Source organism: Picosynechococcus sp. PCC 7003 (genome assembly GCF_001693255.1).
Taxonomy (GTDB): Bacteria; Cyanobacteriota; Cyanobacteriia; order Cyanobacteriales; family MRBY01; genus MRBY01.
Genome location: NZ_CP016474.1, coordinates 1786744 through 1812381, shown reverse-complemented (window position 1 = coordinate 1812381; position 25638 = coordinate 1786744). Strand labels below are relative to the sequence as shown.

Annotated in this window: 26 protein-coding genes; 11 read left to right on the top strand and 15 right to left on the bottom strand. The window is 49.0% G+C overall.

Annotation, left to right across the window (positions count from 1 at the left end):
* Positions 1 to 12 precede the first annotated feature (12 nt).
* Positions 13 to 1089 carry a magnesium-protoporphyrin IX monomethyl ester (oxidative) cyclase gene (gene acsF / locus AWQ21_RS08625; protein ID WP_065714193.1) on the bottom strand — a complete coding sequence of 359 codons (1077 nt, stop codon included), beginning with the start codon at positions 1087 to 1089 and terminating at the stop codon, positions 13 to 15.
* Positions 1090 to 1272: 183 nt separating this feature from the next.
* On the opposite strand from acsF, the gene AWQ21_RS08620 reads away from it, so the two are divergent.
* The gene (locus AWQ21_RS08620) at positions 1273 to 1656 is read left to right on the top strand and encodes a helix-turn-helix domain-containing protein (RefSeq protein WP_065714192.1); all 384 of its coding nucleotides are present in this window, start codon (positions 1273 to 1275) and stop codon (positions 1654 to 1656) included.
* Positions 1657 to 1659: 3 nt separating this feature from the next.
* Here the strand turns inward: AWQ21_RS08620 and AWQ21_RS08615 are convergent, their stop codons facing one another.
* From AWQ21_RS08615 to AWQ21_RS08605, 3 genes are read right to left on the bottom strand one after another with little or no spacing between them, the layout of a single operon-like run.
* Positions 1660 to 2394, bottom strand: a complete 735-nt coding sequence (locus tag AWQ21_RS08615) for a polysaccharide deacetylase family protein (RefSeq protein ID WP_065714191.1) — start codon at positions 2392 to 2394, stop codon at positions 1660 to 1662.
* A gap of 29 nt (positions 2395 to 2423) precedes the next feature.
* Positions 2424 to 3125, bottom strand: a complete 702-nt coding sequence (locus AWQ21_RS08610) for an ABC transporter ATP-binding protein (protein ID WP_065714190.1) — start codon at positions 3123 to 3125, stop codon at positions 2424 to 2426.
* On the bottom strand, positions 3126 to 3902 hold the full coding sequence (locus tag AWQ21_RS08605; protein ID WP_065714189.1) for an ABC transporter ATP-binding protein: 777 nt from the start codon (positions 3900 to 3902) through the stop codon (positions 3126 to 3128).
* Positions 3903 to 4109: 207 nt separating this feature from the next.
* Between AWQ21_RS08605 and AWQ21_RS08600 the strand changes: the two genes are divergently transcribed.
* The gene (locus AWQ21_RS08600; protein WP_065714188.1) at positions 4110 to 4859 is read left to right on the top strand and encodes a carbonic anhydrase; all 750 of its coding nucleotides are present in this window, start codon (positions 4110 to 4112) and stop codon (positions 4857 to 4859) included.
* On the opposite strand, the gene AWQ21_RS08595 is transcribed toward AWQ21_RS08600, so the two are convergent.
* Positions 4856 to 5134 carry a diguanylate cyclase gene (locus tag AWQ21_RS08595; RefSeq protein WP_083997994.1) on the bottom strand — a complete coding sequence of 93 codons (279 nt, stop codon included), beginning with the start codon at positions 5132 to 5134 and terminating at the stop codon, positions 4856 to 4858. The genes AWQ21_RS08600 and AWQ21_RS08595 overlap by 4 nt on opposite strands.
* 138 nt (positions 5135 to 5272) lie before the next feature.
* Positions 5273 to 6673: an aspartate ammonia-lyase gene (locus AWQ21_RS08590; protein WP_065714186.1), complete on the bottom strand. Its 1401-nt coding sequence runs from the start codon at positions 6671 to 6673 to the stop codon at positions 5273 to 5275.
* 95 nt (positions 6674 to 6768) lie between these two features.
* Between AWQ21_RS08590 and AWQ21_RS08585 the strand changes: the two genes are divergently transcribed.
* The 5 genes from AWQ21_RS08585 to AWQ21_RS08565 all read left to right on the top strand — a co-directional run bounded on the left by AWQ21_RS08585 (position 6769) and on the right by AWQ21_RS08565 (position 11958).
* Positions 6769 to 7452, top strand: a complete 684-nt coding sequence (locus AWQ21_RS08585; protein WP_065714185.1) for a Uma2 family endonuclease — start codon at positions 6769 to 6771, stop codon at positions 7450 to 7452.
* Positions 7453 to 7527: 75 nt separating this feature from the next.
* On the top strand, positions 7528 to 8643 hold the full coding sequence (locus AWQ21_RS08580; RefSeq protein WP_065714184.1) for an ABC transporter ATP-binding protein: 1116 nt from the start codon (positions 7528 to 7530) through the stop codon (positions 8641 to 8643).
* A 231-nt stretch (positions 8644 to 8874) separates the two neighbouring features.
* On the top strand, positions 8875 to 10029 hold the full coding sequence (locus AWQ21_RS08575) for an ABC transporter substrate-binding protein (protein ID WP_232314931.1): 1155 nt from the start codon (positions 8875 to 8877) through the stop codon (positions 10027 to 10029).
* An 85-nt stretch (positions 10030 to 10114) separates the two neighbouring features.
* Positions 10115 to 11095 carry a carbohydrate ABC transporter permease gene (locus AWQ21_RS08570; protein ID WP_232314930.1) on the top strand — a complete coding sequence of 327 codons (981 nt, stop codon included), beginning with the start codon at positions 10115 to 10117 and terminating at the stop codon, positions 11093 to 11095.
* Positions 11095 to 11958, top strand: coding sequence for a carbohydrate ABC transporter permease (locus tag AWQ21_RS08565; protein WP_065714181.1), 864 nt, complete (start codon positions 11095 to 11097; stop codon positions 11956 to 11958). Before AWQ21_RS08570 ends, AWQ21_RS08565 begins: the two co-directional genes overlap by 1 nt.
* On the opposite strand, the gene AWQ21_RS08560 is transcribed toward AWQ21_RS08565, so the two are convergent.
* Together AWQ21_RS08560 and AWQ21_RS08555 are read right to left on the bottom strand one after the other, a co-directional pair.
* The gene (locus tag AWQ21_RS08560) at positions 11955 to 12650 is read right to left on the bottom strand and encodes a GUN4 domain-containing protein (protein WP_065714180.1); all 696 of its coding nucleotides are present in this window, start codon (positions 12648 to 12650) and stop codon (positions 11955 to 11957) included. The genes AWQ21_RS08565 and AWQ21_RS08560 overlap by 4 nt on opposite strands.
* Positions 12651 to 13027: 377 nt before the next feature.
* The gene (locus AWQ21_RS08555; protein ID WP_065714179.1) at positions 13028 to 13690 is read right to left on the bottom strand and encodes a response regulator transcription factor; all 663 of its coding nucleotides are present in this window, start codon (positions 13688 to 13690) and stop codon (positions 13028 to 13030) included.
* On the opposite strand from AWQ21_RS08555, the gene AWQ21_RS16510 reads away from it, so the two are divergent.
* The 4 genes from AWQ21_RS16510 to purT all read left to right on the top strand — a co-directional run bounded on the left by AWQ21_RS16510 (position 13689) and on the right by purT (position 17327).
* The gene (locus AWQ21_RS16510) at positions 13689 to 13940 is read left to right on the top strand and encodes a hypothetical protein (protein ID WP_065714178.1); all 252 of its coding nucleotides are present in this window, start codon (positions 13689 to 13691) and stop codon (positions 13938 to 13940) included. The two genes, AWQ21_RS08555 and AWQ21_RS16510, sit on opposite strands and share 2 nt — an antisense overlap.
* Positions 13930 to 14838 (top strand): gamma-carotene 1'-hydroxylase CruF, encoded by a 909-nt coding sequence (gene cruF, locus AWQ21_RS08545; RefSeq protein ID WP_065714177.1) that lies wholly within the window; start codon positions 13930 to 13932, stop codon positions 14836 to 14838. The genes AWQ21_RS16510 and cruF overlap by 11 nt, the downstream gene beginning before the upstream one ends.
* Positions 14839 to 14915: 77 nt before the next feature.
* A complete protein-coding gene (cruG, locus tag AWQ21_RS08540) occupies positions 14916 to 16109 on the top strand; it encodes a 2'-O-glycosyltransferase CruG (RefSeq protein WP_065714176.1) in 1194 nt (397 codons plus the stop codon).
* Positions 16110 to 16154: 45 nt separating this feature from the next.
* The gene (gene purT / locus AWQ21_RS08535) at positions 16155 to 17327 is read left to right on the top strand and encodes a formate-dependent phosphoribosylglycinamide formyltransferase (RefSeq protein WP_065714175.1); all 1173 of its coding nucleotides are present in this window, start codon (positions 16155 to 16157) and stop codon (positions 17325 to 17327) included.
* On the opposite strand, the gene AWQ21_RS08530 is transcribed toward purT, so the two are convergent.
* The 7 genes from AWQ21_RS08530 to AWQ21_RS08500 all read right to left on the bottom strand — a co-directional run bounded on the left by AWQ21_RS08530 (position 17324) and on the right by AWQ21_RS08500 (position 25560).
* Entirely contained in the window at positions 17324 to 18787 is a 1464-nt protein-coding gene (locus AWQ21_RS08530; RefSeq protein WP_065714174.1) for an LCP family protein, read from the bottom strand. The two genes, purT and AWQ21_RS08530, sit on opposite strands and share 4 nt — an antisense overlap.
* 93 nt (positions 18788 to 18880) lie before the next feature.
* The gene (locus AWQ21_RS08525) at positions 18881 to 19264 is read right to left on the bottom strand and encodes a hypothetical protein (RefSeq protein ID WP_065714173.1); all 384 of its coding nucleotides are present in this window, start codon (positions 19262 to 19264) and stop codon (positions 18881 to 18883) included.
* A gap of 81 nt (positions 19265 to 19345) precedes the next feature.
* Positions 19346 to 20254 (bottom strand): pentapeptide repeat-containing protein, encoded by a 909-nt coding sequence (locus AWQ21_RS08520; RefSeq protein ID WP_065714172.1) that lies wholly within the window; start codon positions 20252 to 20254, stop codon positions 19346 to 19348.
* 14 nt (positions 20255 to 20268) lie between these two features.
* Entirely contained in the window at positions 20269 to 20907 is a 639-nt protein-coding gene (locus tag AWQ21_RS08515; protein WP_065714171.1) for a hypothetical protein, read from the bottom strand.
* A gap of 73 nt (positions 20908 to 20980) precedes the next feature.
* On the bottom strand, positions 20981 to 22321 hold the full coding sequence (locus AWQ21_RS08510; RefSeq protein ID WP_083997992.1) for a bifunctional diguanylate cyclase/phosphodiesterase: 1341 nt from the start codon (positions 22319 to 22321) through the stop codon (positions 20981 to 20983).
* Between the two features lie 649 nt (positions 22322 to 22970).
* Positions 22971 to 23822, bottom strand: coding sequence for a mannosyl-3-phosphoglycerate phosphatase (locus AWQ21_RS08505; protein WP_065714169.1), 852 nt, complete (start codon positions 23820 to 23822; stop codon positions 22971 to 22973).
* Complete coding sequence (locus AWQ21_RS08500) at positions 23803 to 25560, bottom strand: sugar phosphorylase (RefSeq protein ID WP_065714168.1); 1758 nt, start codon at positions 25558 to 25560, stop codon at positions 23803 to 23805. The genes AWQ21_RS08505 and AWQ21_RS08500 overlap by 20 nt, the downstream gene beginning before the upstream one ends.
* Positions 25561 to 25638 lie beyond the last annotated feature (78 nt).

Sequence of the window (25638 nt, the reverse complement as noted above, 5' to 3'; positions counted from 1 at the left end):
TGAGGGAAATCTTTAGTGAACTTCGGCCCGTAGGGCTTCGGCATCCACAGGCTTCGTGAAGAAAATCAAAGCCATATGCCAAACAATGCTGGCGATCCAGGGGACTTTTTGGAAAAACTGAATTACTTTCGGTTTCCCGTTGGTGGCGATCGCCTTGAGATGTTCATTGGCGGCGGCGCAGGCTTCTAAGCGGGAGAAAAACTGGGGATGGTTCGTGTCGAGCACTTCCGGGAAAGCCCGCAGGGACGTTTCATTGGTGTTGCGAATGACATCTCGATTGTATTGGTGGGCATCGAGGCCAATCATTTCGTAAAAATCAGACCGCTCCAGGGTCGTCAGGGAATGGGTGACAAACACCGTCAGGAGGAAAAAGCGCGACCATAGCCGAGATTGCCAGGTTTTCCAGAGGGATTTTTGCGATCGCAATAGGGCTTTAAAAAAGTCCCCGTGGCGGTTTTCGTCTTGGCACCAACTTTCAAAATACTTAAACAGCGGATAAATATTATGTTCTGGATGTTTTTCCAGGTGGCGATACACGAGGATATAACGCCAATAGCCGATCTTTTCCGACAGGTAAACGGTGTAAATCACCCATTCCGGCGGAAAGAAAGTATAGGTGCGTTTTTGGGTAAGATATTTCAGGTCTAAACAAAGCCCAAAGTCCACCATCGATTTGTTAATAAATCCCGCATGGCGCGCCTCATCCCGGGCTAGGAGGTGGAACGCTTCTGCGAGGATTGGGCTGCGATCGCGGAGGCGGCGGGAAAGCTCTTTAAATAAAAGAAAACCAGAAAACTCAGATGTACAGGAACGTTCTAAAAAGTCAATAAAAATGCTGCGGGTTTTCTCATCGAAATGATCCCAAGATTGCTCAAAACTTTCGTCACGGATGAAATGGTTGCGGTTATAATCGGCGCGCAATTCTTCGAGGGCCGCCAAAATTTCTTCCTCGTGGGAAGAGAGCACCATTTTGGCAATTTTATCGAAATCCGTGGTGTAAAAACGGGGTGTGAGGAGGGTTTCTTGAACTGGTTTTTTAACCCCTGGTCTGAGGAGTTCTGGACTCGGCTGGTCAGTGAGCGTAACCATAGGCTGATTAAAGGGCGTTTTTTAAATCTTTCTGGGACTCATCTTTTCGGAATTATCCTGAAGTTTCAAGAGGGTTTCTCCGGCTAGCCTATAGTTACCTAGAGTAAAAAAATATGGCCCCCGTTCGGATTCCAGGGACATTGAAGAAATGTTAAAGTTTTGGTAGTGGAGTGTGCTTGACCAATGACTGACCCCAATCTTTGTAATGATGTCAATTTCCAATGTCCGATCCAATTTGTGGTGGATTTGTTGGGAAATAAATGGTCAATTTTAGTGTTGCGGGAGCTTTTTACGGGCGATCGCCGCACCAATGAGTTGCTTAAGGCTTTACCGGGGATCAGTACTAAAACGTTAATGGTGCGCCTGCGAGAACTAGAAACCCATGGCCTCGTGGAACGGCGCATCTATGCCGAGATCCCGCCTCGTGTTGAATATTCGTTAACGGCCAAGGGGCGAGAAATTCAACCGGTGATGACGGCCCTTCATCAGGTCGGCTCCCAATGGCTCGAACAAGATACGTGCGTTTGTCCCTTGCAGGGGGAAATAGATTCGGTGCAATCGGCTTGATTTTCAGGACAATTCAAAGAGTTCGGCCACGGTCACAAAGCGATAGCCCGCTTCGGTCAGTTGACTCAAAATCAAATCTGTCGCTTCTACGGTGCGTTGGCGATCGCCACCGCCATCATGCATCAAAACAATGGATCCGGGCTGTATCGCCCCAATCACCCGGGCCGCAATGTCCGAGGGACTAGCATCCAGTTCCCAATCAAAAGAATCTACATTCCAGATTACGAGGCGTTTCTGTTGCTGATGGAGATAAAGGGGTAACAGGAGAAAACGACGTCCCCAGGGCGGCCGAAAATCGATCTGGCCCGTCACCCCCAAATTTCGCAGCAATTGATCCGTTTTGTCTACTTCGTTGGTGATGTAGTCCCAGGAACGGAAGGCCATGTATTTGTGCTCGTAGGAATGGTTACTCAGTTCATGGCCAGCGGCGATGGTTTTGCGAACGGTGTCTGGATAAATTTCGAGATTTTGCCCCACCACATAAAAGGTGGCCTTCGCCTGGTAGTTGTTGAGAACCTCTAAAATAGCTTCGGTGTAGGGAGGGGCTGGGCCGTCATCGTAGGTCAAGGCGACGACTTTCTCGGTTGTGGCGACTTGGTACAGGCCAAAAAAGCTAATTTGCCGGATCAAGGGCAACGCATTTCGCACCAAAATCAAGGCGATCGCCGTGGCGAAAAAGAGACGAATGACCTTCCGCCAAGCCTTGGGATATGGAGGAACAAAACGAACAGCTTTCACAATTAGTATCGCAGGAGAAAAATGAGCACCTAGCCCAGATAGGCCGCTTTGACCCGTTCATCGCTGAGTAGATCCCGGGCGTTGCCGCTAATTTTAAGGTAACCCGCTTCCAAAACATAGGCGCGATCGCTACATTCGAGGGCCAGACTCGCATTTTGTTCCACTAAAAGAATCGTGGTGCCTTCGGCGTGGAGTTGTTGAATCACCTGAAAAATTTCTTTGACGATTTGGGGGGCTAGACCAAGGCTTGGTTCATCGAGGAGCAGGAGTTTCGGCCGACCCATCACCGCCCTGGCGATCGCCAACATTTGTTGCTCCCCACCGCTGAGGGTGCCAGCAATTTGATTTTTCCGTTCTGCGAGGCGCGGGAAAATGGCAAATTGTTTTTCGAGATCCGCCTTAATCCTTAAGGTGTCCTGGCGGGTATAGGCTCCCAATTCTAAATTGCTTAAAACTGTTTGTCGCGCTAATATCCGTCGTCCTTCTGGGCTATGGGCAATGCCCGCCCTAACAACGGCATGGGGGGCGCTTGTGGTGATCTCGGTGCCGTTATATAAAATTCGGCCTTGGCGGAGATTCACAAGTCGCGAAATAGCCTTGAGGGTGGTGGTTTTTCCTGCCCCATTCGCCCCGATCAGGGTGACAATTTCTCCGGTATTCACCGTTAAATGGATATTTTTTAGGGCTTCGATACCGCCATAATTGACCGAGACATCGATTAGTTCCAACATTTACTCATCCCCCAAATACGCTTCGATCACCGCTGGATCTGCCTTAACCACTTCCGGTAAACCGAGGGCAATCAGTTCGCCAAAGTCCAACACTGCCAGGCGATCGCACAGTCCCATCACCAGGGGAATATGGTGCTCAATCAACAGAATCGTCAGGTCAAATTGCGCCCGAATCTGTCGAATTAAATCACTCAAAGCGCCTTTTTCGTTGGGGTTCATCCCGGCGGCGGGTTCATCGAGGAGTAAAAGCTGGGGTTCCAACGCTAGAGCCCGGGCAATTTCTAAGCGCCGCTGATCCCCATAGGAAAAATTTTTCGCCTGTTGACGGTATTTTCCGGCTAAACCCACCAAATCCAACAATTCCTTCGCTCGGTCGTAGGTTTCCTGTTCCGCCTTTTTTGCTTTGGGTAAACCGAAAATTCCTTCGAAAATGTTGTTTTTTTGGTGCAGATGGCGGGCGATCGCCACATTTTCCAGGGCCGATAAATTTCCAAACAAGCGCAGATTCTGAAACGTCCGTGCAATACCAGAGGCGGCAATTTGGTGGGGCGCCAGACCATGAATCCCTCGACCTTGGTACAGAATGCTTCCTTGGGAAGGGGAGATCATCCCGGTCAACATATTAAAAAAAGTCGTTTTGCCTGCCCCATTCGGCCCAATTAAGCCAAAAATCTCCCCTGGTGTCACCTGAAAAGACACATCATGCACCGCCACCAGACCCCCAAAGCGCCGGGTTAGATGTTGGACATTGAGGATGGGAGTGGCTAAATCCGGCATAGGCTCGACCGATTGAATCAAGCTTATTTTAGCGGCATCTAGGGGAGAAATTAACGGGATTATCAAGGCGGCGATCGCCAAAAATCTCCTTAGGTGATTGGTCTACCTTATGAAAAATATGTGCCATCCTCATTTATCTAAATGGATTGTTTTGGTTTACTATGATCCCTCAGTAGTCACCTCGTTTTGACATCGGACGATCGCACAGTGAAAAAACTTATTCGCGGCCTGGACAAATTTAAGCAAAGCTATGTTGCGAGCCACCAGGATCTTTTTGAACAACTCTCCCACGGCCAAAAGCCCCGCGTTCTTTTCATTTGCTGTTCCGATTCTCGCGTTGATCCGGCGCTGATTACCCAAACAGATATTGGCGAAATTTTTGTCATCCGTAATGCTGGCAATATTATTCCCCCCTATGGTGCGGCCAATGGTGGCGAAGGGGGCACTTTAGAATACGCCCTCCAAGGTCTCGATATTCGGCAAATTATTGTTTGTGGCCATTCCCACTGTGGCGCGATGAAGGGATTGTTGAAATTAAATAAACTCCAAGCGGATATGCCTCTGGTTTACGATTGGCTCAAACACGCCGAAGCCACCCGTCGCCTCGTCCGGGATACTTACCCCCACTGCGAAGGGGAAGAACTGGTCGAAACCCTCGTCGCGGAAAATGTTCTTGTCCAGATTGATAATCTCAAAACTTATCCCGTGGTGCGATCGCGTCTCCACCAGGGCAAACTAAAAATCTATGGCTGGATTTATAACATCGAAAACGGGGAAGTCCTCGCCTACGACGAAGCGAAACATGCCTATGTGAAGCCAGACTATAGCCTCATTGACGAAAGTCCCTTTGCGGAACGGGAAGCCGTAGAAGGTTGTCCAATTCCTTACACCATCGCTTCTGGACAGACTTTAGCGGGTTGGTACGGTGAAACTGATACGTTTTCCGTGAGCGGTTAGGATTGTTGTCCGTTACTGTTCGGTAAGGCCCCCCGGGTTTTCACGGTCTGAGATCTGGTTTTGCGCTGGTCGAAGATTGTTTTAACACAGTTTCGGCCAGACTGTTTAGCGAGGTAAAGGCTCTGATCTGCCATTTTAATCAGGGCTTCAAAGTTATCCATATCGGCTAAGCGCGCCGCCACGCCAATGCTGAGACTGCCATACCAAAAGGAGTTTCCCACAGGCACGGCAAACTGATTGATAGATCTCAAGATTCGCTGGGCGATCGCCACAATGCTTTCTAATGTGGGTTCGAGATAAGGGAAGAGGGGTAGGGTAAGCTAGCAGTGTCCAAACTAAACTAATTTACTTACCCTTCGGCTTAACCCGAACTGTTTTATGAAGATTTCAGCGATCGCCTTTTTTCTGTCCGATTAATTGCCGGGTAATTGACTCATTTTTTCGAGGTCGAGGACTTGGGCAAGGGTTGCTTGATCCATTAAGCCTCGCTCAAGGACAATTTGCCGGAGGGTTTTGCCCGTTTGCAGGGATTCCTTGGCGACATCGGCGGCGTTGAGATAACCGATATGGGTATTCAGGGCCGTGACAAGGGAAAGACTACTTTCTGCATAATTGTGGCAGCGTTGTTCATTGGCGGTAATCCCAGCCAAACATTTTTCGCTGAGAGCTTTGATCGTGTTGCCAAGAATTTCGATGCTGTGGATCAGATCATAGGCAATTAGGGGCATCATCACGTTCAGCTCTAGTTGACCAGCCTGGGCCGCAAAGGCGATCGCCGTGTCGTAGCCCATCACCTGAAAGCAGACCATCGAGGTCATTTCTGCCATGACGGGGTTATATTTACCGGGCATAATCGAGGAACCGGGTTGGACGGGCGGTAACTGAATTTCCTTAAAACCAGTGTTGGGGCCAGAATCCATCAGGCGCAAATCATGGGAAATTTTCACCAGATCCTGGGCGAGGTTACGCAGGGAGCCAGACACATTCACAAAAGGCGACATACTTTGCATGGCTGCCATTAGGTGCGACGCAGAAGTTAAGGGTTGCCCGATCAGCTCACTTAAAATTTCGGCGACGCGGAAACGGTACTGGGGATGGGTGTTTAAACCTGTGCCAGAAGCACTCCCGCCTAACCCTAAAACGGTTAGATCCTTTGCAGCAGTTTCGATGCGTCCCATGTGGGCGGTGAGAATTTCTGCCCAAGCACGGAATCCTTCCCCTAAACGCACGGGAACCGCGTCCTGCATATGGGTACGGCCAGATTTGACGATGTGGGCGAATTCTTCGGCTTTGTTATCAAGGGTGGCGATCGCCCCAGAGAGAGCCGGATATAAACAATGTTCGAGGGCGAGTAAAGCACCGATGCGGATTGCTGTAGGAATTACATCGTTGGTGGATTGGCCATAGTTCACATGGTCATTGGGGCTGACGGTTTGGTAATCGCCCTTTTCGCCGCCGAGGAGTTCGAGGGCACGGTTCGCCAACACTTCATTAATATTCATGTGGTGGGAAGTGCCAGCCCCGGCTTGGTAAACATCAACCACAAATTGATCACGCAGATTGCCTTTGAGCACTTCATCACAGGCTTGGACAATCGCCGTCGCCAAATTTTCGGGGATACAACCCAATTCGCTATTAGTCAGTGCTGTGGCTTTTTTGATCAGCACACAAGCATCGACATAGGTGGGAAGAGGCTTTAGGCCGCTAATGGGGAAATTTTCCGTTGCCCGGAGGGTTTGGATGCCATAGTAGGCATCGTGGGGGATTTGGCGATCGCCCATGGAATCTTTTTCAATGCGAAAATCTGCGCTCATTTTTGCTAATTTAATCAAATTTACCTCCCATCAGTGTAAGGGGAGGACACAAAATCAGATCTTACAATGGGACTAAATGATCTGGAGAATGACCGATGGTTGCTTCAATGAAGAATGCACGCCGGAAAGAGGCGATCGCCCCTTGGGTTCCAGCCCAGTGGGAAGCGTACCAACAACAACGGGATTTACCGACGGATGATCTCAATAAACAAAAACTCTATTTTTATCAAAATTCACTATTACTTGAAATGGATGCAGAAGGAATTAATCACGCTTCAGTTAATAATTTATTTACGCTACTCATTGGCTTTTGGTTTGCATTTAAGCCAGAAAATACAGGACATTTAATGGGCGGTTGTCAATTAGAAAAAAGCTCACAAAAAATTGCGGCTGCACCTGATTTAGTTTTGTATCTTGGGAACAATCATCCCGTTTGGAAACAAGGCGATCGCCGTTATTTAAACCTCGATGAATGGCGCGTCCCTGATTTAGTCGGTGAAATTTCTGACACGACAATTTTCCATGATTTAGACCGTAAAAAAGAAATCTATGCCGCTTTAGGCATCCCCGAATATTGGGTAATTGATGTCCAAGCCCAACGGTTTTTTCTCTTAGTTTTAAATGAGTCTGGACGCTATGAATCCGTTGAAACATCTCAGGTTTTAAAGAATTTGCCGAAAGCATTGTTAGAAGAAGCCCTAGAGCGTGTTGCCTTAGACGGTAATGCCCAAGTAGCTCAGTGGTTTATGGGACAATTGCAAGCCGAACAGCCCCAATGAGGGGGTTTTAGTTTTGGGAAATTTGAGGATTATTCGCTTTAATGGGGAATAATTGTTGTCAATCCAAAACTTTCTATGGCTAGCGTAACGTTCGAGCAAGTGACGAAGCGATTTGATGATTTTGTCGCCGTCAACAACCTCAACCTTGCCATCGAAGATGGTGAATTCTTAGTATTTGTCGGGCCATCTGGCTGCGGGAAAACCACGTCTCTCCGGTTATTGGCCGGGCTAGAGTCCATTACAGACGGGCAAATTTGCATTGGTGATCGCCGCGTGAATCACCTCTCCCCCAAAGATCGTGACATTGCGATGGTGTTTCAATCCTATGCCCTCTATCCTCACATGAGCGTCTATGAAAATATGGCGTTCAGTCTGCAATTGCAGGGAGTTGATAAAACCGAGATCAACAAGCGTGTCCAGAGTGCTGCCGCCCAATTAGGGATCGCAAGATTATTACAACGCAAACCCAAGGAGCTTTCAGGCGGACAGCGGCAACGGGTCGCAGTGGGGCGGGCAATTGTTCGCAAACCCGCCGTCTTTTTGATGGATGAACCCCTCTCAAACCTCGATGCTAAATTGCGCGTTCAAGCCCGCAAAGAAATTAGCAAACTCCACCAAGATCTTAATACCACCTTTATTTACGTCACCCACGATCAAGTGGAAGCGATGACCATGGGCGATCGCATTGCCGTGATGAAGGATGGCATTTTGCAGCAGGTCGATAGTCCCGGCAATCTCTATAACAATCCCAATAATTTGTTTGTCGCCGGATTTATCGGTAGTCCCGCGATGAATTTCTTTGACGTAGAGCAAACGACCAATGAAGAAGAACCCTGTCTAAAATTGGGTCAGAATTTAATTTCAATTCAAAAATATTTACCGCAATTTATCGTTGATGGTGGCGTGACCTTTAAGGATCGGCCGATCACCTTAGGGATTCGTCCCGAAGATATTTACCATCCTCAATATTTGCCCCCTGATATCCCCACTATGCCTGTGCAAGCGACAATCAATATGATTGAAATGATGGGCAATGAACTTATTGTTTACCTCACAACGGCTGAACAAGAAGAGTTTGTGGCGCGATTTGACCCCCGTGCTACGGTTAAACAGGGAGAAACCCTTGATGTGTTGTGGAATGTCCAACGTCTGTATCTTTTTGATCGCGAAATGGAAACAGTTATTGCATAGAACCATCTGTTATTTTAGATAGTTTAAACCCAATTCAAATCACAATTTCTCTTTTAACTAATTTGTTGAATTCAACCTTTATGAATGTTTTTTTTACAAAAAAGATCTCCACTTAAGCTTACTTCCTTCGCACTTAGTTCCGCACTCGTTTTAACAGGTTGTGTTGGCGAACAAACAACTTCTGGAGACGGCACAGCGAGTGATACTAAACAAGTCACTGTTTTCGGGGTGATGATTGGGGAGCAACAGGAAAAAATTGAGGCTGCCCTCGCTCCTTTTACTGAAGAAACAGGCATCGAAGTGGTTTACGAAGGTACAGATACCTTTGCGACGACCCTCCCGATTCGGGTTGATTCTGGTAATCCGCCTGATTTAGCGATGTTTCCCCAACCAGGACTAATGGCAGATTTTGCGCGGGAAGGTATGCTGGTTCCCCTGACAGAATTCATGAGTCTTGAGGATTTGCAAGCAGCTTACGACGAATCGTGGATTCAGCTTGGCAGTGTAAATAATGTGCCCTATGGGGTGTGGTATCGGGCTTCGGTCAAAAGTTTAGTGTGGTACAACCCGCAGCAATTTACGGCGAATGGTTACGAAATTCCTACCACTTGGGATGAAATGCTGGCCTTGAGCGATCGCCTTGTATCTGAAGGCAAAACCCCCTGGTGTATTGGCATGGAAAGTGGTGATGCTACAGGTTGGGTCGGCACTGATTGGGTTGAAGAAATTATGCTGCGCACCGCCGGCCCCAATGTCTATGACCAGTGGATTAGCCACGAAATCCCCTTTAACGATCCGGCGGTAGAAAATGCAGTTAACATTTTCGGCGACATTGTCCGCAACGAGGATTATGTTTATGGTGGCGTAGTGAGTGCCTTGAGTACGCCTTTTGGGGATTCAATTCAGGGATTGTTTGGCGAAGATCCCAACTGCTACCTACACAAGCAGGGGAACTTTATTGAGGCATTTTTACCGACGGATATTAATCTTGATGAAGATGTCGATGTATTCCCCCTCCCGCAGATTAATCCCGATCAAGGCTTACCAATTTTGGTGGCTGGGGATGTGTTTGCGATGTTTAATGACACCCCGGAAGCGCGACAATTAATGGAATACCTCGCCAGTAAAACGCCCCACGAGGTCGCCGCTGGCTTGGGGGGATATCTTTCGCCGCGACAAGGCATTGATTTAGCCCTGTATCCCACGGATTTGAGCCGAAAACAAGCAGAGATTTTGAATAATGCGGATGTGATCCGCTTTGATGCGTCGGACATGATGCCCGGTGCGGTGGGAACAGGCACGTTCTGGTCGGGCATGGTGGACTATGTCGGCGGCGCAGATGCGGAAACGGTTTTAACCAATATTGAAAATAGCTGGCCGGAGTGACATCCCCCTAAATCCCCCTTCAAAGGGGGACTTCGATTCCCCTAAATCCTTCTTTAACCAGGACTATAAGTATTTCATGGAGGTCATGATGGAATTTTGGACGCGTCTGTTGAACGTCGTCTTGGCGATCGCCATCGGTTGTGGCGGTGTGATTGGGCTATTTTATTTAGCCAATCTTGCGATTAATGCCCTGCCGAAACCCTGGAATCAGCGGTTGTTGCCATGGGTTTATATTTCTCCGGCATTATTGTTGCTGTCTGCTTATTTGATTTTGCCGACGGTGCAAACTTTTTATCTAAGCTTTTTAGATGGGCGATCGCAAAACTTTGTCGGACTCAAAAACTATATTTTTGCCTTCACGGATCGGGCAATGTTAATTGCCTTTAAAAACAATTTACTCTGGCTTGTCTTGGTCACGGGAATCAGCGTCAGTTTAGGGTTAATTATTGCCGTTTTAGTCGATAAAGTGCGCTATGAACCAATTATTAAATCCCTGATTTTCTTGCCGATGGCAATCTCCTTTGTGGGGGCGAGTGTCATCTGGAAATTTATGTACGCCTACAAACCCGCTGGCGATGATCAGATTGGGGTTTTAAATGCACTGCTGGTGAATTTTGGCTTTGAACCTGTGGGCTGGGTTGTGGAGCAATCGGTAAATAATTTTGCCCTAATTGCAATCATGATTTGGCTTTATACAGGCTTTGCGATGGTGATTTTATCTTCGGCGGTGAAAGGGATTCCCGAAGAAGTCATCGAGGCGGCGCGGATTGACGGGGCAAATAGCTGGCAAATTTTTTGGCGAATTACGATCCCGATGATCCGCTCAACAATCCTTGTCGTCAGTACCACGATTATTATTTTGGTCTTAAAAGTATTCGATATTGTCTTTGTGATGACAGGAGGAAATTATGGTACGGAAGTGATCGCCAGTCGCATGATTAAAGAGATGTTTAATTATCGAAATTTTGGGCGCGGTAGTGCGATCGCCATCGTGCTTTTAATTTTAATTATCCCAGTAATGATCAGTAATATCCGACGGTTTAGAACACAGGAGAAGTTACGCTGATGGCACAGCAAAAGCAGACTCAATTTTGGCAAAAAACACCAATTCATATTTCGTTATTGGCGATCGCTTTTATTTGGACATTGCCATCGGCGGGGTTATTGATTAGCTCTTTTCGGCGGCGGGATGCGATGTTGGCGACGGGCTGGTGGACAATTTTTCAGCATCCCTTTGAACTGACCCAATATCACATCGGCAATTATGTGGATGTACTGCAATCGGAGGGCATGGGCCAGGCTTTTTTTAATAGTTTGACGATCGCCATTCCCGCGACCGTGATTCCCATTGCGATCGCCTGTTTTGCCGCCTATGCCTTTGCATGGATGGAATTTCCGGGGCGACAATTTTTGTTTATCGTGGTGGTTTGTCTGTTGGTGGTGCCGCTGCAAACGACCCTGATTCCCATTTTGCGGGCTTATCGAGATTTGGGTTTATCCAATAGTTTTCTGGGGGTGTGGCTTGCCCATGCGGGGTATGGCTTGCCCCTGGGGATTTACCTGTTGCGTAACTATATTGGTGAGTTGCCACGGGATTTAATCGAAGCGGCGGCGGTGGATGGGGCGTCCCACCTGAAGATTTTTACGAAACTAATCGTCCCCCTCTCCATGCCGGCGATCGCCTCCTTTGCCGTCTTCCAATTTCTCTGGGTTTGGAATGATTTGCTCATCGCCCTCGTTTATTTAGGCACCACCAATGATGTCGCCCCCGTCACAATCCAACTGAGTAATTTAGTCGGGTCACGGGGTCAAGATTGGCACCTGCTCACCGCTGGGGCTTTTATCTCGATGATCGTTCCCCTCGGTGTGTTCTTCAGCCTACAACGTTACTTTGTGCGGGGAATTTTAGCAGGTTCCGTAAAATCCTAGTCCTTTTCCTTTGTCCACACCGGATGTTGGAACAGCGCGAGGATTGTTTTCGCACCCCGCAACTGGTTAGAGGTGGGCAGATGTCCCCTCGGCGCATCTAGATTCCAGATAAATGCTTTGGGATAGCGTGCCCAAATCCGCCCATCTCGCCAGGCGATTTTTTCCCAGAGGGCATTAAAGTCCTTACCGAGGGAATTCCATAATTTGCGCTGTACCGAGAAGCCAAATTTACCCCCAGAATAAACCTGCCATAGCTGATCGAGGGTGAGCAGATCCTCGTCTGGAAACCGTTCCACTTCCGTGAAATAGAGCCACTTACGCTTGACGGCGGATTCCCCAGCGAGCTCACACATTTTCTGGAGGGTTAGAATATCCGCCTCCAGAAACTCCTCTTCGATCAATTTGTCTTGAATGATTTGGTAGTCAATATCTCGCGCTGACTTGAGTTCAACGACCCCCTCCGGAAATTCTTGCTGCATAAACAGTAAATTTTCGGCGGTTTGATTCTGGGTGAGCACTTGGCAAATTCTCCCCATGACAGGGGTCGCCGCCTGGCCCTCTTGCGCCAGCAAAAATTCTCTCAAGCAAGCAAAACCAGCATCCCCTTGATCAATCAGTTGGGGGATTTTTTCGAGCTGCTTTTTCGCCGATAATGCCGAAAATTCTTGCAGTAAATCGCTGGTTGCCTCCATGTAAATTGTGTCTCCCCAATGTGTTGCGTCAAAAATGTTGTGATGGATGTAGTGCGTAGGCGATCGCCGTCAAAATCACTATTGAGTCAAGCAGAGCGATAAGGCTCTACCCAGTTAGACGGAAATCACCATCAAACCAGACTATCACAGGACACAGTAGGAAATATTGACTCTTGCTTAAGAATCTTGTTCACAACACTGTAAACTGCCTGACTTTTAGAGGCTATTTGTAAAGTAAATGAATTTCTTGGTTTGCCCCCTAAATCTCCTCACTAAAGCTCCTCACTAAAGCTCCGGCAAAATGGGGGACTCTGATCCCAATTGATTGACCGAAAATCTCCCCCAGACTGGGGGCTGGGGGCTTTATAAGTCAGCTCTTAGTCTTGCGTCGAGGAGGTATCCACTGGTTTTTCATAGCCATTTTCGTAGGCAAACCGTACCAATTGAGACCGATTCTCAAGCCCTAACTTACTCAAGATACTACTGAGGTGGGTCTGTACCGTGCGTGGACTCACATAGAGATGCTCACTAATTTGCTTATTTGTCCAACCCTGGACGGCCTCCCCAAAAACACGCATCTCAGCGGGGGTTAGCGGGAGTGGCTCTGGGGCTTGCTTCATCTGTTCAATGTTAGCCTGGGCAGCGAGTCGTTGCATTTCTGCTTGGATTTCCTCTGACCTGGCTAGTTGACGCTCAATTTTGGCCAACAACTCTTTCATTTCAAAAGGTTTGGCGATGTAGTCGTCCGCCCCCGAAAAATGCCCCTCAATGCGGGCCTCTAAATCCGTCTGACTCGACAAAAATAAGAATGGAATTAACTGCCCTGTCGGTTGGGAACGAATATACCGGCAGAATTCAAAGCCATCCATTTCCGGCATGCAAACATCAGAAACGATTAAATCTGGTTGAAACTCAAGCCAAATATCGAGTCCCTGCTTGCCAGAAAAAACGACCTCGACGATATACCCAGCTTGCGTCAGTAAGTTTTCTAAAATCTTTTGCAAGATAGGATCATCATCAATTACGAGAATCCGTTTCATGAACCTGCACCCGCTGAAAGTAAACATGTTGGAGTTTGCCCAGCAATACTCCGGAGGGTTTGATCCCACCTTTAAAAAACGCAATCAAACCAAGGGTATTACGAATACCGAACAACATGGGAGGTTGTTTTGTAACCGATCTACAGATTTATTTACAATTTTTTGTAAACTATGGGGAGTGTCAATTGCTTCTCAGTTCAATTTTGCGCCCCAGGGACGCCAGGAGGTCAGCGCCAGTTATGAAAATTAGGCTCAAGCCAGAAGAATATCTATTGTGGGGTCATGGGTTGGCCATGGCCTTTGGTTTAGCGGGCTTACTGCTTGTTTTACCAAATGCCAATTTCATTGCCAGCTTGCCAGATTTTGGCCAGGTTGCTTTTCGTCTCTCGATGGCCAACGGTGGTGTGATGTACATGCTCCTGGGGATGGCTGCCGTCACTGTTTATGCTTATCGCCTGTTGGGAAAGAAATATTTGTTGTCTTTTCTGGTGCCAGCGCTGGCGGTGTCGGTGTCAGCGGAACTAATGGGCACCAGTACGGGATTTCCGTTTGGGGCGTATCACTACACCAGCGGTTTGGGCTACAAGATTGCGGGGTTAGTTCCCTTTACCATTCCTCTATCCTGGTTCTACCTGGGCTTTAGTAGTTTTCTGATCGCGCGGGTGGGTTTGCAAAAATATAATTTGCCCCGTTGGGTGTATTTTCTGGCGGCGATCGCCCTTGGGTCTTTACTGCTCACTTCTTGGGATTTTGTTTTAGATCCGGGCATGAGCCAAACCGCTGTGCCTTTCTGGGAATGGGAAGTAGTGGGGCCATTTTTTGGGATGCCCTATGAAAATTTCTCCGGTTGGTTCGGGACAGGTTGTGTGTTTATGGGCATTGCCAGCCTGTTTTGGGGCAAGCAACCGCTTAATCTTTCCCGGGAACAATTGATGCTGCCCTTCGCGATGTATCTCTTGAATTTCGGTTTTGCGATGATGATGAGCATTGGTGGCGGCATTTATCCCCCCATTCTGTTGGGGATTCTGCTGGGCTTGGCACCAATTACCGTGCTGTACTTCAGCATTCCCAAAGCGAGCCAATCAACGACGACGATGCCGGTAGTAGATACCACGACTGGAAAAATGCCAGTGGGTGCTGGTCGTTAACTACTTTTTCGTATCGCCCCCATAATTCAAAACTGGGGGTTTTTTGTGTTTATTTTTAGTTGGAAATTACTTAAGTTATGGATTTTTCCCCGGTATGGATCGGTGGTGTTTGCTTGTTGGGGCTACTCATTCAGGGTAGTGGGGCCTTGATTGTCCTGGCGCGGTTGATGAAGGGGGCCGTGCGGCGATCGCCTTTGACACCGAAGCCCTCCCATTCGAACAATTTGGCTGCGGTGACGGTGGTGGTGCCGAGCCTCAACGAAGCAGAACGGATCCAACCCTGCCTGGATGGACTAAGTCAGCAGAGCTATGAAGTGCGAGAAATCCTCGTCGTTGATAGTAATTCCACCGATGGCACCAGGGAAAAAGTTTTAGCGCAAGCCAAGGCTGATCCTCGGTTTCGGTTATTAACGGATGATCCGCTGCCCCAGGGTTGGGTGGGCCGTCCCTGGGCGTTGAATTGGGGCTTTGAGCACAGTTCGCCAGACAGCGAGTGGATTTTAGGAGTGGATGCCGATACCCAACCGCAACGGGGCATGATCGCCAGTGTGTTGCAGGCCGCCGAGGAGGAAGGGTTTGATTTGGTTTCCTTGTCGCCCCAGTTTATTTTGCGATCGCCGGGGGAATGGTGGTTACAACCGGCCCTGTTGATGACCCTACTCTTTCGCTTTGATGTGGCGGGGATTCGCCAGCCGGATCAAGACAGTGTGATGGCCAACGGGCAATGTTTCCTCTGTCGGCGTAAGGTATTAGAAAAAGTCGGGGGCTACCGTTCGGCGGCGGGATCGTTTTGTGATGATGTGACCCTGGCAAGAAATATTGCGAAGGCGGGTTATAAGGTTGGTTTTCTCGATGGGGCGAAAATTATTAAAGTCAGAATGTACGAAGGGATGCGCGAAACCTGGGACGAATGGGGGCGATCGCTTGATTTAAAGGATGCCACTTCCCAGACGGAACTCTGGGGGCAACTATGGCTGCTGACGATGGTGCAAGGCTTACCGATTCCCTTAACGATGCTGCTGTTTGGGGGCCTCGAAGAAGGTCTAAGCAACCCCTTTTTGTCTAGCTGGTTAGGCTTAAATGTCTTTTTGCTCCTGGTGCGCTTTGGGATGCTGTTGGCCATTTCCGGTTCTTACGACCGCCAATTTAGCGAGGGAAAAAGTGCTTTATTGTTTTGGCTATCGCCCTTGGCCGATCCCTTTGCAGTGGCGCGGATTTTCCTGTCAGCCCGAAGAAAACCCAAGGCTTGGCGGGGGCGTGTGTACGGCTAAAAACGGTATGATATCTCTGTTTTGTTCTTGGCAATAGGTGAAAAAATGGCGATCGCATTACCGAAAAAAATCATGTTGTTGGGTTCTGGAGAACTGGGGAAAGAAGTGGCGATCGCCGCCCAACGCTTAGGCAATACCGTGATTGCAGTTGATCGCTATGACAATGCCCCAGCGATGCAAGTGGCCGATCAACGGGAAGTCATTTCGATGCTCGATGGGGCTGCCCTCGAAGCTGTGATCAAAAAACATCAACCGGATCTGATCGTGCCGGAAGTGGAAGCGATTCGCACCGAAAAGCTCCTTGAACTTGAGCAAGCTGGTTACACTGTCATTCCCACCGCCGCTGCCACCAACTTCACCATGAACCGCGATCGCATCCGGGATCTCGCCAGCGAAGAATTAGGTTTACGCACCGCCAAATACGCCTACGCCACCAACCTCGAAGAACTCAAAACCGTGGCCCAAGATATCGGTTTTCCCAACGTGATCAAACCCGTGATGTCCTCCTCGGGCAAAGGGCAATCCGTGGTGAACAACGCCGACGAATTAGAAGCGGCTTGGAATTACGCTATTGAGGGCGCTCGAGGTGACACCGCCAAAATTATCATCGAAGAATTTATCGATTTTGAAGTCGAGATTACGCTGTTAACCATCCGCCAGTGGGCAGGAGAAACGCTCTTTTGTCCGGCGATCGCCCATCGTCAAGAACGGGGCGATTACCAAGAATCTTGGCAACCCGTGGGTTTAACAGAATCCCAAGTAAAAGATGCCCAAGACATTGCCCGTAAAGTCACCGATAAACTCGGTGGCGCTGGCATTTTTGGCGTGGAATTTTTTATCACCAAAGATGAAGTCATTTTCTCTGAACTATCGCCCCGGCCCCACGACACCGGCATGGTGACGCTCATCTCCCAGAATCTTAATGAGTTTGAATTACATCTCCGGGCGATCCTTGGCTTACCGATTCCCACGATTGAACTGCTGAGTCCGGCGGCTAGTGCGGTGATTTTAGCCGAGAAAAATAGCGATCAAATTACCTTTACAGGCGTTGCGGAAGCCTTGGCTATTCCAGACACAGATCTCCGTTTATTTGGCAAGCCTGATTCTCGTCCCTATCGTCGCATGGGGGTCGCCCTCGCCAAGGGGAAAGATGCCGCTGAAGCCCGCCAAAAAGCAACAACAGCCGCCGCCACAATCAAAATTGTTGAATCCCTCTAATTGACCGTTGTTTGACCGGGAAGGTTATTTGCGAGGGGAAGCCAATCTCGGCCGAGTTGAATCGTGATGTCAGAATTTAATACTCCGGTACTTTCTACCCGCACTTCCCCAAAACCCAGGTTCGCGCGAATTTCGGAAGCTGCGAGGTCATCGCCTTTTTGGGCCACGATGCGTGTGCTTTCCAAGGGTTCTGACCAGTCCTGGGCGATACTGACCCGACTATAACCTGTTTCATTTAAATGCTGAAGGAGCGATCGCACCGCTTGGGGGTTGCCGGTACTGTCTTGGATTGCAATGCGAACATTCCCAGGAGAGAGAAAATCTAAATTGCTCGCGTAATCGGTTTGCAAGTCAAAATGCTGGGCCATGACCCGACTAATGCGGCTGCGGTGGGGTAACCAATAGCTCGTGCTGCCGTTTCTGCCATCGCCACTAAATTCCCCTGGGAGCATCACCATCTGAATATTACTGCGGTCGATCTGAGAACCAAAGCCAGCGAGGGCAATCAGTTCTTGCACGCTCATGTTCGTATCAATGTGGGATTGAATAATCGACATTACCTGGGGAAATTTCACCAAGGTACTGGGGGTTAAGCCTTGCTCTAGAACGGCACGGATCAACGTTTGTTGGCGTTGGACGCGACCAATATCCCCATATTCGTCGTAGCGGAACCGGAGAAATTGGAGGGCTTCGTCGCCATTGAGGTGCTGTTCCCCTTCCTTGAGGTTGATGTAGAGGCGCTGGCTATCGTCCTGGTATTTCATGTCCTTGGGGACGTAGACAGTGACCCCACCGAGGGCATCGATGAGTTTGCCAATGCCCTGGACATTGACGCGGATGTAGCGGTCAATTTCGACGCCACCCAGGAGATCACTTACGGTTTTGGCGGTGAGGACAGCACCACCGTAGGCGTTGGCATGGTTAATTTTCGAGAGGCCGTAACCTTCGATATTAGCCTGGGTATCCCGGGGAATAGAGAGGATTGACAATTGTTTGTCAGCAGGGTCAAAACGCAGCAATAGCATGGTATCGGCCAGCCCCTCAAAGGAATTGACGAGGGCATGGTAACCGAGATCTTCACTGGTACCGTCGTCCACTTCAGAGGTGAGCACTTTTGTCCCTAGCAGCAGGATATTTACAGGGCGCGTCAGTTCTGGTAAGCGGAGGGATTGTTTGGCGATCGCCTCATCCTGGGAAAAGACATTGAGTTCTTCCGGGGCGATGGGGGTTTGGCGGAGGGGTGTGGAGGAAAGAGACACCGCCAGTAAAGCACCCGCCGTAGCAGACACAATCGAAACGCCCGTCAAACCGCACCAAATCATCAACCAGTGCCAGGTTGAAAGGGGCCGCCGTTTTTTCGTAGGCGACTTCTGAAACAGGTTCGCTTTAGCGTTTTTTTGTTTTTGGGTTGCTTTGGCCGATAGACGTTGATTTGCTAGGGATGATTTTGTTGCAGGCACAGGTTTCCTCACACCGGAAAGACCACACTAAAAATTGCGGGACGAAATACTTTGATAGCTATGCTAAACCAGAGGTTCCACTTTTGGTGAGTTTTACTTGAGAAAATACTCCTCGAAATTGTCAGCCACCGGGTCAGTGCTTGTTGGGGTTGTTTTAGCGGATTTTTGCCAAACACGCACCATCAAAACAAAGCAACCGAGAAAATATCCAGACGTCAAGAGGGCATTGAGATACATCACCCGAAAGCCTCCGATGCCTGCCAGATGCCCGCTCCCCCAGCCTAACCCCAGGTAGAGACTTAGCCAGCTCAGCATTAGCATAATGGCCTGGCGACTGATCTGTTGTTCACGGCGATCGCCTTTAGATCCATAGAGCTGCCATAATGCCGGAAAAAAACCGAGGATTGGCACCAAATAGAGGTAAAGACGTAATTGCCGCAGACGATTTTCACCAAGGCGATCGCCAAATTCAGACATAGATCTCGACTCCGCAGGGACTACATCAATCCTAGCTTAAGTCTTAATTACACAGCCTTTCCCAGCGACATAGCACCGAATCTAACAACGTCGTTGACCATCGGGCATGATTGCCCCCTGCAAATTGACCCGTCCCAAAGCAACCCCTTCTAGGTTGGCATTTTCTAAGTTACAACCCTGGAGATTTGCCCCCCGGAGCAGACAGCCCCGCAGATTTGCCCCCACCAGAGACGCCCCGGTGAGATCACTATGGCTCAGATCTGCTCCCCGAAGATTTACCGTATCTAAGTCAGCCCCTACCAGATTGCTATAGGCCAGATTACTCCAGCGCAGATCGGTTTTACGGAGGGTTGCCCCCTGGAGATTTGCCCCAAATAGATAGCTGTGGTGGAGGTGGGCTTGGGTCAAATCTGCGCCCATAAGTTTAACTTTATAAAGCTGTCCCTGACCGACTTCCGCCTCAAATAAATTGGCTTGGCTGAGATCCGCTTCGTTGAAACTCACTTCATTCAGGTTTGTTTCGCTTAAATTAGCGCGATGCAGTTGGGCTTGGCTGAGGTTTGCCCCCAGGAGACTGCTGTAGCGGAGATTGGCACCGATCAAATTGGTGTGGTAGAAATTGACCCCCTGCAAACAACATTGACGCAAGTCCGCCCCGATCAAGTTGGCAAAACTGAGGTCGGCCCCCGAAAAATTACTATTGGCAAAGTGGCCATTACTGCCGTTGACAGACTGCAAATTGGCATCCAGAAGGTGCAGCGATTCCCCCTGGGCACTACTCAGATCGGCTTGTTGGAGGTTAGCGGCAATCAAACGACTGTGGTCAAGGAGACATTGGGACAGATTACAGCGACTGAGATCTATCCCCCGCAAGTTAAGTCGGCTCAGGTTGCCGTGACTCAAGTCAGGGATCACTGAAGGGTTAGCTTGCCGCCATTGGAGCCAGGCCAGGGTGCCTTGTTTGAGGATAGTGAGCGGTTGAGATGCCATGGTTCGTTTCAGAATTATTCTTGACGCTGGGTTGCTTGGGGTCGGCCAGGGGCATAGGCGATCGCCGCCAGGGCGGCCTGGGAACCCGCAATAATGTCCCGCTCTTCACCCCCAAGATAAACCCGGCCAAAACTCCCCACGGCCGTCACCTGAAGAATATTAATTTGGGCATATTTTTCCGCCTCATTGGCTGCGAGGGCGGCATAGGCTGCGGGTTGAACTTCCAGCACGTAGAGGGTTTGACCCGCCAACAACATTTGTCCCCGTCGATTGCGGTTTACCAATTGGGCCTGGTGGGCGTCAATGTTGCGAATAATTTGGCTAGAGACCACCTCTGGTTTGAGACAATCCTTAGCCGTGACCCCCAGGGAATCGAGGATTGCTTGGCCCGCGGCCTTGGTTTCCCCTTGGCGGGGCGAGTGAATTTCGAGTAGCCCATACAAACGTTCGACAAACTGTACCCCTGGGCGCACGGAGGTGGATTTGAGGGCCACATCGGTAATGCGGTTAATTTCGATGCCTGGGGACACTTCAATCCAGAGGGATGAGTCTCCTGGTAGGGGGAGAAATCCAAGGGCGACCGTCCCAATGTAGGATGCGTGTTGCGGTTGCAGGCTATCGAGATAAACATAGCTGCGCAGTTCAATGCCCAAGATTGTCTCCCTGTATTGTCTGGGTTTACTGGCTTAAAAGTTTACCCCACTTTCAGGTCTTTTCTGGGAACGATTAGGCGGCTAGGGCGAACTGATTTTGCTTTTCGGGGGCCAGACGCTCAAAGGCATTGGTCATAAAAGGCGATCGCTCAAACTGGGCCGCGTGGATTGGCCGACTAAAGACAAACCCTTGGATTTCGTCGCAGTTAAATTGTTTGAGAAATTCCAATTCTTCCTGGCTTTCTACCCCTTCTGCGGCGACTTTAATTTGGAGCTTATGGGCCATGCTGATAATGGCACTAATAATCACGGCATTCGCGGGGTTGCTGTGGATTTTCTGAATGAAAGAGCGGTCGATTTTGACCTTATCAAAACAGGCATGCTGGAGGTAGCTCAGGGCAGAGTAGCCAGTCCCAAAATCATCAAGGGAAATTTGTACACCCAGGGTTTTCAAGGCCTTGAGACGACGGAGGGAGCCATCTCCATAGCCGACGAGGGTACTTTCAGTGAGTTCGAGTTCGATGTCTTGGGGTTGAAGTTGATGTTCGATGATGATTTGACTAAGGCGTTGGTGTAAATCTAATTGGGCAAATTGTCGGGCAGAAAGATTAATGGACATGGTGAAATTTTTCAGTCCAGTCAGTTGCCATTGGCGCAGTTGACGACAGGCTTCTTGGATTACAAATTCACCAATAGGAATGATTAACCCTGTTTCTTCGGCGAGAGGAATAAATCGAGCAGGAGAAATAAGACCGTGATCGGGATGAAACCAACGTAATAGGGCTTCGGCACCAGTGAGCTGACCTGTTTGGATATTGATTTTGGGTTGGTAGACTACTTCTAGTTCATTCTGGGCGATCGCCTTGCGTAATTCTGTTTCTAAAGAAAGGTGGTTCGAGCGCCCGATATTAAAGGCCATGGAGAAAAATATCGATTGGTGCCCTCCCTGGTCATGGGCGCGCAACATCGCAGTGTGGGCGTTTTTCAGTAGGGTCGCCAAATTCAAACCATCGCGGCCATAGATTGCCATTCCAATACTGATACCAACGAAGGTTTCTTGGCCATGTTCTAAGGAAAAGGTTTGGGAAAATATCTCTAAAATTTTCTTGGCAACATTGGCGATCGCCTTTTTACTCGGGAGAGGATTAAGCACGACAGAAAACTCAAAACCATTGAGATGTGCTAATTCACCATACTGTTGAACAGCAGTCCGCAAGCGCTCTATGGCCTGGGCAAATAATCGATTTGCCACCTCATGACCCAGGTTTTCGTTCACCCGCTGGAATCGATCGAAAGTCAAACAAAATACGCCAATAAAAGACTTTTCACTGTGCTGTTGCTTAACGGATTGAAAAAAATTTTTTAAGTCAAATTGAGTAGGGAGAGCATTACTGGAAAACTGGGTATTCATCATCTTTTTTAATCCGTTTATCAGCGCAACAAAAATATGAGGAGTAATCGATAAGGAGAATAATGTTTTTCCCGAACAAAAACCCAATGAAATTTTCTGTGGACAATCTTATTTAGCCATCTTTCCCCAGGGAGAATTGTATTTAAAGTGACAATATGCCTGCAAGTACGGATGTAGGTACAGATATTTCGTTCCCGTGGATGATACTAGACTAGGCATCCATGATCGTTTTAAGACTATAGCGACTTTCCTAGAAACCAAGATTAAAGTATAGATATTAATTTTTTATTAAGGCTAGATAAAATATGCTCAAGTCTTTGCGTGGAAAAGCTTTTCTGGATTTTGCCAGGGGATGCTGACAGCGTTTTCATTCATTCTCCCCAAACCAGTTGGCACGTTAAAAGTCACTCTAAATATCGCTCAATATCGATAAATTTAACGAAAATCTCCTTGGGAAAATAGAATATTTTTTTAAGGTCTATTTGAAAAGTAATCTGTAGAATTGTGATTGTATTGTTGTGTAGCTATCAAGAAGTATGTGATGCCGACTAACTGCAAAAGAGAGCCCCATATAAATAAGTAGAAAATAAGTAAGTGATAAGAATTTTCTATAGACTTGCTACCGGAAGGAATCAGAGATGCTCTGGAGGTCTTACCGCGCCAAGGGATGATCTAACTCATTCAATTGTTTTTCTACTGCGGCGGCCCAGCCCTTAGCACCGGGATAGGGGGCGACTAACCAGCCTTGCTCTTGAATATGGGAAGCTAGCTTCGGGTTCACTCCTTCTGGCCCCGGTACGGCGATCACCACATCGACGGCTTCTAGTAAAGACAAATCATTGGGGCTATCCCCCAGGCCGAGGGTTTTGATGGGCGGTTGATCCGGATGGGCTTTTTGCCATGCCTGCTGGAGGAGTTGCACGGCGCGCCCTTTTCCGGCTCCCGCCCCCAAAAGATGACAGAAGCGATTCCCCACCAGGATTTGCAGACCAGCTTTTTTCGCTAAAGATTCTAACTGTGCTAAATCCGTTTGGGGCCGCAAAAAAGGTTCACTAAATTGGCGATCGCCCGCCTGTTTTAACGCTTCTAAGGGCAACTGCGTGAGATCCTGTAATGCCTCCAGACTTAAATCCCCAAACCCCGTCAAGGGTTCCCCAATCTGTTGGGCCAAATTCTGGAGGGATTGTCGCGCTTGGGCGTAGGAAATGCCGAGGGTAATGGTGGTGAGGGTGGCCTCGGTCGTCATCGCCACATCCAATTCTGAAAAATCAAACCGTGGATCGCCCGGTTCCAGGAAAATGCCGCTACCATTTTCCACAATAAATGGATCCTTTAACCCAAGGGACTCGCGCAGGTCAAGCACCTCTGCCTTCGTTTTGCTGGTGGTGGGAATGATCGGAATTCCCGCTTGTTTCAAGGTCTGGATTGTTGGTATCGCCGCATCGTAGCGATAGTCATCGTGGTTGAGGAGGGTGCCGTCGAGATCAGTGAAGCAGAGGAACATTGGTAATCCACGCAGTTTGATAGGGGGCTAGGGAAATGTCCGTTGTGCCTTCTTCTAACACAACTTGACCCAACAGATCCTGCCAGTCGTCGGTGCAAATGAGGTTTAAGCTTGCCACTGGGATGGTTGTGGGGCGATCGCCCAGGTTAAACAAACAGAAAATACTCTGGCGGCGATCGCGGCTCTGACGCCAAAAACCAAAGACTGCCGGACTCTGGAAATCAAGGGTATATTGGGTCGCGTTGGGATGGAAAGCAGGCTGCTGGCGACGGATCGCGATGAGTTTTATGAGTTCTCGCAAGACCCAAGCCTGGTCAGAGTCAGGATCAGTGAGCTTTTTCTGGAGCAGATCATAATCCCATTGGTGGCGGTTAATGCTGCGGTTATGGTTCGTCGCGGCTACCTTGGCATCATCATTAGGGGTCGCCAAAAAACTATGGATATAAAACGCCGGCACTCCCTCTAAGGACATCATGATCGCCTGGGAACAGAGGAACCGTTGCCGTTGCCAAGGGTCGGGGCCTGTGATGGTGCCTTTGAGGGCATCGAACAAAGAAATATTTAATTCATAGGGTTTTTCGGTGCCGTTGGGCAGACTACGGTAGCTGATCCTGGCCCCAAAATCGGCCATGGTTTTGATCAATTGCTCGAATTCTTGGCCTTCTAGAAGACCTTCGGCGGGACGGAGGCCAATGCCATCGTGGGAGGCGGTGAAATTAAAATAGGCGCAACCATCCTGGGCCGGGGGCATACTTTTCATCCAGGTTTTGAGGTGCCGGGCTTCGCCGCGAATCAATGCATTGAGGAGGAGAGGCGGCAGGCTGAAATTGTAGATCATGTGGGCTTCGTTGCCCTTGCCAAAATAACTGAGATTTTCCCGGTTGGGGACGTTGGTTTCGGTGATCAAAACGGTGCGCGGATAGGTGATGGCGAGGATCTCCCGGATCAATTGGATTACCAGATGGGTTTCCCGCAGGTGAATGCAGGCAGTTTGTAATTTTTTCCAGAGAAAGCCCACCGCATCGAGACGAATAAAGCGGATTCCATGTTGGCAGTAGCCCAAGAGGATATCGATAAACTCAAACAGAACGTCCGGATTGGCAAAATTGACATCTACTTGGTCGCGGCTAAAGGTTGTCCAGACGTGGCGATCGCCTTTTGTCGTGGCAAATTTACTTAAGAGAGGGCTACTGCGGGGCCGCACCACTAACTGGGTATCGGTATCTGGGGGCACCTCAATGAAATAGTCACAGCCGGGTTTTTCCTGGGCGAGGAACTGCTGAAACCAGTCTGATTCACTGGAGACGTGGTTGATCACAAGATCGGCCATCATTTCAAATTCGGCGGCGATCGCCTCAATGTCTTGCCAACTGCCCAACTGTGGATTGACCTGGCGGTAATCGATCACCGCAAAGCCATCATCGGAACTGTAGGGGAAAAACGGCAAAATATGCACACCGCTAATCACCCCCTGGAGCCGCTCCCGCAGAAAAATCAAAAGTACCTGGAGAGGATTGGGGCCATTATCCGCACTGGGTTGGTATAGGCTATCCCCGTAGGTAATCATCAGGGCTGTACTCTGATCCCATAAATCTTCGCTTCCCGCCGTCGCCATTAAATGGGGCGCAAGCACCCGCTCCAAGCGCGCAACTAACTCTGTAGGCGGATGGTTGGGATACAGGGTCGCAAAAAATTCATCAAGGCGATCGCCAAGACCTGCAATCTGGGGAATGGTCATAGGAGTAACAGGACAAACACGCTAATTTCACTCATCGAAGGATCTGCCGACTTCGCTTTTTTTAAAGCCCCAGGGCCT